This window comes from Shigella sp. SIG6, from assembly GCF_053555815.1.
In genome coordinates, this window is the sequence record NZ_JBQZXC010000174.1 from 1 (window position 1) to 5,586 (window position 5,586).

6 protein-coding genes are annotated in these 5,586 nt (G+C 47.0%); all 6 read right to left on the bottom strand.

The genetic code is table 11. The annotated features are described in order from the left end of the window. Positions 1 to 267: 267 nt before the first annotated feature. Positions 268 to 1,125: an iron/manganese ABC transporter permease subunit SitD gene (gene sitD, locus ACUU1M_RS18305; protein WP_000968133.1), complete on the bottom strand. Its 858-nt coding sequence runs from the start codon at positions 1,123 to 1,125 to the stop codon at positions 268 to 270. Further along, a complete protein-coding gene (gene sitC, locus ACUU1M_RS18310; protein WP_001101728.1) occupies positions 1,122 to 1,979 on the bottom strand; it encodes an iron/manganese ABC transporter permease subunit SitC in 858 nt (285 codons plus the stop codon). The genes sitD and sitC overlap by 4 nt, the downstream gene beginning before the upstream one ends. Further along, on the bottom strand, positions 1,976 to 2,803 hold the full coding sequence (gene sitB / locus ACUU1M_RS18315) for an iron/manganese ABC transporter ATP-binding protein SitB (protein WP_000983722.1): 828 nt from the start codon (positions 2,801 to 2,803) through the stop codon (positions 1,976 to 1,978). The genes sitC and sitB overlap by 4 nt, the downstream gene beginning before the upstream one ends. After that, positions 2,803 to 3,717 (bottom strand): iron/manganese ABC transporter substrate-binding protein SitA, encoded by a 915-nt coding sequence (sitA, locus tag ACUU1M_RS18320; RefSeq protein ID WP_000555620.1) that lies wholly within the window; start codon positions 3,715 to 3,717, stop codon positions 2,803 to 2,805. The genes sitB and sitA overlap by 1 nt, the downstream gene beginning before the upstream one ends. Positions 3,718 to 4,178: 461 nt before the next feature. Then, positions 4,179 to 5,414 carry a tyrosine-type recombinase/integrase gene (locus ACUU1M_RS18325; protein WP_000040833.1) on the bottom strand — a complete coding sequence of 412 codons (1,236 nt, stop codon included), beginning with the start codon at positions 5,412 to 5,414 and terminating at the stop codon, positions 4,179 to 4,181. A 1-nt stretch (position 5,415) separates the two neighbouring features. Next, the coding region (gene xisR, locus ACUU1M_RS18330) for an excisionase XisR (RefSeq protein ID WP_449144726.1) at positions 5,416 to 5,586 on the bottom strand (171 nt) is incomplete at its 5' end.

The window sequence follows — 5,586 nt, forward strand, 5'->3', positions numbered from 1 at the left end:
GGAGCTGAAGGAAGAGCTGAATAGTCTGAAGGATTTGAATTCGGTTAGGAATTTTATCGTGGAATAACAGAAGCTGCGGCACGTCGTATGCAGGAACGTGCCGCGGTTGGCTGGTAAACTTTCGATAGTGCGAGTATTGAATGATTTCTAGGCGTTATCGATTTTACGTATTTTTTGCATGATAGAATTCGTACCTCCTCCCAACGACCTTCCATGGCTTTCCGGACTTCTGTAGGCTGGCGGACGATGCTGTCCTCGGATGTTGTGCTAATTGGGTGATAACAGATCCTGTGTATGGGCGTTTCCCTTTGTGCGTGCGTTGATGCTGGTAACGGTAAACGTCATGATGAACACGACCGCGAATAAGACGATAATCGTCGGAGCTGGTGCGCTGTCGATAAAAAAGGACAGCCAGACACCAGTCATTGACACTATTACCGATATGCCAGTCGCCAGTAGGAGCGCAATATGAAAGCGTTGTGTCAGGAGTACTGCAATGGCGCCAGGCGCAATGAGCAGAGAAATAGAGAGAATGATACCTACTGCTTTCAGCGTCGCCACAATGGTCAGGGAAACCATGCACAGCAGCCCATAATGCAGCCATCTCGTATGCAAACCGCTTACCTGCGCCTGTTGATAATCAAAGCTGAACAGCAAAAAATCCCGCCATTTTACGCTAATAACAAGTGTAACCAGCCCGGCAATAATCACCGTCTGGATTATATCGCCGATGGTTATCCCGAGCATGTCGCCGAAAAGAATATGGTCAAGATGTACGTCTGGTTTAATTGCAATATACAAGATCAGACCTGCGGCAAACATGCCAGAAAAAACAATCCCCATAACTGTATCTTGCTTGATTCGGCTGTTGTCTTTCAGGTATCCCGTCGCCACCGCGCAGAATACTCCGGCGACGAATGCCCCTGTAGCCAGAGGTAACCCCAGAATCCAGGTAAGCACGATGCCAGGAAAAACCGCATGACTCATCGCGTCACCCATCAGTGCCCAACCTTTCAGGACCAGAAAGACTGACAGCAGCGCACAGGGTATGGAAACTACCAGTGAAATCAGCAGTGCGTGACTCATAAAGGTGAACTGCAGTGGCTCCAGTAATAATGCCATCATGAGCGATCCTCCAGCGCTTTATGCGCACGCCGACGATTTGCCAAAAGTCCATGGGTGGGCGCAAATACAAATGCTAAAAGAAACAGCAGTGTCTGCGCCACCACGATGATTCCACCTGTCGCGCCGTCCAGAAAGTAACTGACCCACGCGCCGAGGAAACTGGTTACACTGCCAATAGTTACAGCAATTATGAGCAGGCGGGGAAAACGATCGGTTAACAACCATGCTGTTGCACCGGGAGTCACCACCAGACAGATCACCAGAAAGGCACCAACCGTTTGCAGCGCCGCAACGGTCGAAACCGACAGCAGGGTGAAGAAGAGGATTTTTAATCTGCCCGGATGTAATCCAATAGCACGGGCGTGATTCTCGTCGAAAAAGGTCACCATAAGATCTTTCCATTTGAAAAAAAGCACGATGATCGAGAGAATGCCAATGATAGTGAGTTGCAGGATATCCGCCGGATCGATTGCCAGAATATTGCCCAGGACGATGGTCTGAATGTTCACGGATGTCGGGTTCAATGACACCATAAACAGCCCCAGGCCAAAAAAGGACGAGAAGATCAGGCCGATGATGGCATCTTCTTTTAAGCGGGTGCGTTGGTTAAGAAACAGCATGCTGCCCGCTGCCAGTCCGCCGGAAAAGAAGGCTCCCAGAGAAAACGGAAGCCCCAGCATATATGCCCCCGCAACACCCGGGACAATAGAGTGCGACAGCGCATCGCCAATCAGCGACCAGCCTTTTAGCATCAGATAGCATGACAGGAAAGCGCAGAGACCGCCGACCATTGCCGAGACCCACATCGCATTGAGCATATATTCATAGCTGAAGGGTTCCAGTAGCACGTTCATCTTGCTTCCCTCTGCACCGCTGACGGTCGATGTGCCACAAAAGGGCGTTCATCGTCAGTAATAATGCTTTCTTCCGAGCCGTTAAGTGTGACATGGCGCAGTACGCCGCTAAAAGCCAGCTCCAGGTTCTCGGCTGTAAAAGTGGTGTCTGTCGGCCCGCTTGCCAGGACGGTGCCTTTGACCATGACCGTATAATCGCAAAATGTCGTGACTGAGCCGAGATTGTGCGTTGAGACAAGCATCGTTTTGCCTTCCGCGCGTAACTCCCTCAACAGGCTGATGATTTTCGCTTCGGTTTTCACATCAACGCCGGTAAAAGGTTCATCCAGCAGGATCACATCACCCTGCTGTGCAATCGCTCTCGCCAGAAAGACGCGTTTCTTTTGTCCACCGGAAAGCTCGCCGATTTGACGATGGCGAAAATCCACCATATCGACACGTTCCAGCGCATCGGTGACAATCTGACGATCCCTCTTTTTGGCTATACGCAACATACCCATATGCCCATAGCGGCCCATCATCACCACATCTTCCACCAGTACAGGAAATGACCAGTCAACCTCTTCTGACTGAGGGACGTAGGCAACCAGGTTTTTCTGTAGCGCCTGTCGCGTGGGAATACCCAGAACAGATATCTTTCCGCTGGTCAGACGCACAAATCCCATAATCGCTTTAAACAACGTCGATTTTCCGGAACCGTTTACCCCAACCAGAGCGGCAATAGATCCACTTGGTACTGTGAAGGATGCATCGCGCAGTGCTGTGTGCCCGTTACGCCAGGTGACAGTAACATCATTAACGACAATGCCTGCAGATTGCATCATTATTTCTCCCTTTTCCCGGCTTTAATTCCCTGTACCAGCGTACTGGTAGTAACCTTAAGAAGGTCGATATACGTAGGTACCGGGCCGTTTTCTGTGCTCAGGGAATCGACATAGAGCACACCGCCGTAGTGTGCGCCGGTTTCACGCGCAACCTGACGCGCTGGTTTATCGGAAATCGTACTCTCGCTAAAGACTGCCGGGATATGATTTTTCTTAACTATATCAACAACCTTACGTACCTGCTGCGGTGTTCCTTGTTGATCGGCATTAATCGGCCACAGATAAAGCTCTTTTAGCCCCAAATCGCGTGCGAGATAAGAAAAAGCCCCTTCACTGGTGACCATCCATCGCTGATTCTCAGGGAGTTCCGTAATCTGCTTACGCAGGGGGGCAAGGGTTTGGGTAATCTTGGCTTTATAAGTATCGGCATTACGTTGGTAGGTTTGTGCATTTGCCGGATCGTATTTTATCAACGCATCACGAATATTATCGACGTAAATCAGAGCATTATCTGGCGACATCCATGCATGGGGATTAGGTTTGCCCTCATAGGGTCCTTCGGTGATCCCTACTGGCGTCACACCCGAAGAGACAATTACTTCAGGAACCCCATTGAGATGCTGGTAAAAGCGTTGGAACCACAATTCCAGATTCATACCATTGGCGAGAATCAGTTGTGCCCCCTGCGCACGTTTAATATCGCCAGGGGTAGGCTGATACTCATGAATTTCTGCACCAGGCTTGGTTATGGATGAGACTTCTGCAGCATCTCCAGCCACGTTTTTGGCCATATCCGCGATGATGGTAAATGTTGTAATGACCTTGAATTTTTCAGTTGCACTTGCCTGAAATGCGATCGAGCAGGTGAGGGCGAGGCACCCCAAGAGCATGGTTACTTTTTTTATTGAGTGCATAATTTAGTACCTATAGTGAGCAAAATTAGAACAAACATAGCAACGGCTATGTGTTATAGCATAACCTATACAAAATGAAAATAATTATCATTAACAGCTTTGAGGCCTAAAACAGGGATTAGGTTGTTTCCTGCTGGCGACATGATATTGAGGAAAAAAGTAGAGCAGCTATTAGGCTTTGAAATGACTTTATGAGGAAAATTGTTGATGGCAAAAATGGGGCAAAACGCTGTATAAGGGGCAAAAAAGGGGCAAAAAAGAGTGGGTTATCGTAGCTTATTGTTGTCGCTGATAATGTTTAACATATTGAAAAATAAATAAAATACTTATGAGTCAGATAGTTGTGATTTTTGCCCTTACTTGTTCAGGTTGTATTGTTCTTTCTTTGTAATTTGTTGATTTTCTTGCATTATTTCAGTTCTCTGGTACTAAATGGGGCAAATTGGGGGCAAACTTTGCAACTACGATAACCGCGCATTCAACATGGCTATCTGTTCGTCGTTCATGTCATCAATCCACATACCGTAAATTTCATACACCATTTGCGCAGTTTCATGCCCCATCTGGCTGGCTATAAATGCCGGGTTCGCTCCTGCCGTCAACAGCCAGCAGGCAAAAGTATGTCGCGTATGGTACGGATTACGGCGGCGAATACCAGCACGTTTTACTGCTGCATTCCATCTTGTACCCAAACTGCTTACCGAGTAATAAGGTTTCTGTTTTTCGTTACACACCCTGGGCATGAAAACAAAATGCAGTTTTTGCTTTTCAGTTCTGCCGTACTCCCGATGATAAAAAGTGATTTCGCTTTTGCGATGATGCCCGGTCAGTTTGTATTGCTCCTTCAGTGCTTCAAGAGCCGGCTGCAGTAATGTTACCGTCCGGATCCCGGCATTTGTTTTTGGGGGACCGAACATATCAAGTATCGTCAGGTTTCTTCTGACATTCACAATTCCCTTCTCGAAATCCACATCCTCCCACGCCAGAGCTGCCAGTTCCCCGTGACGAAGCCCGGAGTAAACGGCAAATTTCCACAAGTTTTGGCTCTGTCCTTTTTCACTTTCCATTAATGCATTGAATTCTGTTTTAGATAACGGGTCAGGCTTTATTCTGTTTCGCTGTAATTTTTTTACTCCTTCAAATGGTTTGGTTGATATAAATCCCGACTGATACGCAAAACGTAACAACGAACAGAGCAGGGCGATATAGTTATCAACTGTGCGCACGGTTCTTCCTTTTTTGTTGGATCTTGGATTATCTAGGTAAAGCGTTTCTCCATGCAGCAGTTCATTCCGGTAGTTTAAGATATCGCTATAACGAATATGCGATATCGGGGTACTCTCACAAATTATTATCCTGAGTGTTTTTAATTGTGATTTCGTTTTCTTCATTGTGTTTGTTGTTAACTCTGTCTCTTTAATTTTTGTCCAGATATCACAAAGCTCCCCGAATGTTTTTATGACCCTCGTTGTCACCATTTTTGCCCCAGTGCTGGACTGGGGAAAACGTCTTAAATACTCAAATTCACCGGAACTGATTTGATGAACTATCAACGCTCTTAAATTCCCGGCCTTTTTAATGTTACTGTTAGTAATCTCCCAGCCTTTCAATGTTTCCCGACATCGTTTTCCTCGAAACATGAACCAGATGCGAATGTATTTACCTCGAATCTCGACACCTGTTGGTAATTTAGACATATCATGAGTCTTTGATAAACTGATTTATCTTCGGATAGTTGTACCAGATAATCCCTCGCTTACTGTCTGGCTTCCCTAAAGGAGATACTCGTTTGAAGTGGAAGCCTTCCACCCAACAGTTCTGGCGGTATGCTTCAATTTGTCTGGCACCCAGACCAGTGTGAAGCATCAG

Bases quoted from the DNA above. Each gene is read 5' to 3' on its own strand.
- sitD (WP_000968133.1), bottom strand. From the start codon at position 1,125: ATGATGGCATTATTACTGGAGCCACTGCAGTTCACCTTTATGAGTCAC.
- sitC (WP_001101728.1), bottom strand. From the start codon at position 1,979: ATGAACGTGCTACTGGAACCCTTCAGCTATGAATATATGCTCAATGCG.
- sitB (WP_000983722.1), bottom strand. From the start codon at position 2,803: ATGATGCAATCTGCAGGCATTGTCGTTAATGATGTTACTGTCACCTGG.
- sitA (WP_000555620.1), bottom strand. From the start codon at position 3,717: ATGCACTCAATAAAAAAAGTAACCATGCTCTTGGGGTGCCTCGCCCTC.
- ACUU1M_RS18325 (WP_000040833.1), bottom strand. From the start codon at position 5,414: ATGTCTAAATTACCAACAGGTGTCGAGATTCGAGGTAAATACATTCGC.